Origin of the sequence: Mycobacterium sp., from assembly GCF_050701675.1 — a bacterium.
Taxonomy (GTDB): Bacteria; Actinomycetota; Actinomycetes; order Mycobacteriales; family Mycobacteriaceae; genus Mycobacterium.
Genome location: NZ_JBOGDD010000397.1, coordinates 1 through 2,647 on the forward strand (window position 1 = coordinate 1; position 2,647 = coordinate 2,647).

Consider the following 2,647-nt stretch of genomic DNA (forward strand, 5'->3'; position numbering starts at 1 on the left):
GCGAAATCCAGGCCGCCCTCACCGCCCTCGACGGCGTCGAGCAGGCTGCGGTGATCGCCCGCGAAGACCGCCCCGGCGACAAACGCCTCGTCGGTTACCTCACCGGCGCGGCAGACCCGGCAAAGACCCGCAGTCAACTGGCCGAACGACTCCCGGCCTACATGGTCCCCGCGACCATCATCGTCTTGGACACCCTGCCGCTGACCGTCAACGGCAAACTCGACACCCGCGCCCTACCCCCACCCGAACACCAGGACGTCGACCACTACCGCGCCCCCGGCACCCCCGCCGAAGAGATCCTGGCAGACATCTACGCCCACGTCCTCGGCTTGGAGCGCGTCGGTGTCGACGACTCCTTCTTCTCCCTCGGCGGGGACTCACTGTCGGCGATGCGCCTGATCGCCGCGATCAACACCGGCCTGGACGCCGACCTTCGGGTGCGCACCCTGTTCGACTACCCCACCGTCGCGGGGTTGGCGCCCCAGCTCAGGGAAAGGGGCGAAAGGCGTGAGCCGTTGGTAGCCGCCGCGCGGCCCGCGGTGATTCCGCTGTCGTTCGCTCAGAGCCGGCTGTGGTTCCTCGACCAATTGCAAGGCCCCTCACCGGTTTACAACATGTCGGTGGCGTTGCGTCTGTGCGGGCGCCTCGACGTCGACGCGCTGGCTTCAGCGCTGGCCGACGTGGTGCACCGTCACGAAAGCCTGCGTACCCTGATCGTGGCACCCGAGGGCATCCCCCAACAGGTCGTCGTTTCCGCCGACGCAGCCGATTTGAGTTGGAACGTCGTCGATGCCGGCGGATGGTCGGCGGACCGGCTAGACGAGGCCATCGCGGAAGGCGCACGTCACGCGTTCGACCTTGCCACCGAGATCCCCTTGCGGGCACAGCTCTTCCGCGCCACCGACGACGAACACGTACTGGTGGGCGTAGTGCACCACATCGCCGCCGACGGCTGGTCGATCGCACCGCTGGTTGCCGATCTGAGCGTGGCGTATGCCGCCCGGTGTGCGGGACTCGCCCCCGATTGGTCACCGCTGCCGGTGCAGTACGTCGACTACACACTGTGGCAGCGTGGGCAATTCGGCGACCTCGACGACGGTGAGAGTTCGATCTCGGCACAGCTGACCTACTGGGAGAATGCCCTGGCGGGGATGCCCGAACGCCTGCAGCTGCCCACTGATCGACCGTATCCGCCCGTTGCCGATCAACGTGGGGCCAGTGTGGCGGTGGATTGGCCTGCCGAGTTGCAGCAGGGTATCCGCGAGCTGGCCGCCGAGTACAACGCGACCAGCTTCATGGTGGTTCAGGCCGCCTTGACGGTGCTGCTGTCGCGGCTCACTGCTAGTTCCGATGTGGCGGTGGGGTTCCCGATCGCTGGACGCACTGATCCCGCACTCGATGAGCTGGTCGGGTTCTTCGTCAACACCCTGGTGTTGCGGGTCGACCTGGTCGGCGATCCCACCGTCGCCGAGCTACTTGCCCAGGTGCGACAGCGCAGCCTGGCTGCCTACGAGCATCAGGACGTGCCCTTCGAGGTGCTCGTCGAACGGCTCAACCCCACCCGGTCGTTGACTCATCACCCGTTGGTTCAGGTGGCATTGGCGTGGCAGAACCCGCTCGCGCACACCGGTGACCCTGCTGCCGGGTTGACGTTGGATGATCTGCAGGTCACCCGGCTGCCGATCGACACCCACACCGCCCGCATGGACCTCACCTTCTCGCTGTCCGAACATTGGACCGATGCCAATGACCCCAACGGGATTCGGGGGCTGGTCGAATTCCGCACCGACGTATTCGACGTCGAAACCATCCAAGCGTTCATTGGCCGGTTCCAGCGGGTGCTGGTCGCAATGACCGCCGATCCGCTGGCGCGATCGTCGTCGATCGACGTGCTGGATGCCAGTGAGCACGCCCGTCTGGACGAGACGTCCAACAGAACGATGTTGACCCAGCCTTGGCCTGCACCGGTGTCGGCTCCTGAATTGTTCGCCGCTCATGTGACGCGCATCCCCGACGCGGTCGCGATCAGCCACGGCGCCGACTCCTGGACCTACCGCGATCTCGACGTGGCATCGAACCGGTTGGCGCACTTGCTGACTGAACATGGCGCAGCCCCGGGTACGTGTGTGGCGGTGCTGTTCTCCAGGTCCGCCGAGGCGATTGCGGCGATCCTGGCGGTGCTCAAGACCGGCGCGGCGTACCTGCCGATCGACCCGGCCGTGCCGTCGGCCCGGTTGGCGTTCATGCTCGCCGATGCCGCGCCGATCGCCGCCATCACCACCGCGGCCCTGCGGTCGCGGCTGCACGGGCACGACGTGGCGGTCCTCGACGTCACCGACGTCACCGTAGGCGCCCTACCCAGCACCCCACTTCCTGCCCCCGCCCCGGACGACATCGCGTATCTCATCTACACGTCGGGCACCACCGGTGTGCCCAAGGGCGTTGCCATCAGCCACCACAACGTCACACAACTGCTGGGGTCACTGGATGCCGGTCTACCGCGCGCGGGTGTGTGGCCGCAGTGTCATTCCTTGGCCTTCGACGTCTCGGTCTGGGAGATCTTCGGGGCCCTCCTACGTGGTGGGCGGGTGGTGGTCGTACCCGAGGACGTGGCGGCCTCACCGACGGACTTCCACGACCTGCAGGT

1 protein-coding gene is annotated in these 2,647 nt (G+C 66.8%); it reads left to right on the forward strand.

Features of this window, described 5'->3' with window-relative positions:
- A partial coding sequence (locus tag ACRDUX_RS12025; RefSeq protein ID WP_526414152.1) for a condensation domain-containing protein occupies window positions 1-2,647 on the forward strand: 2,647 nt, incomplete at both ends.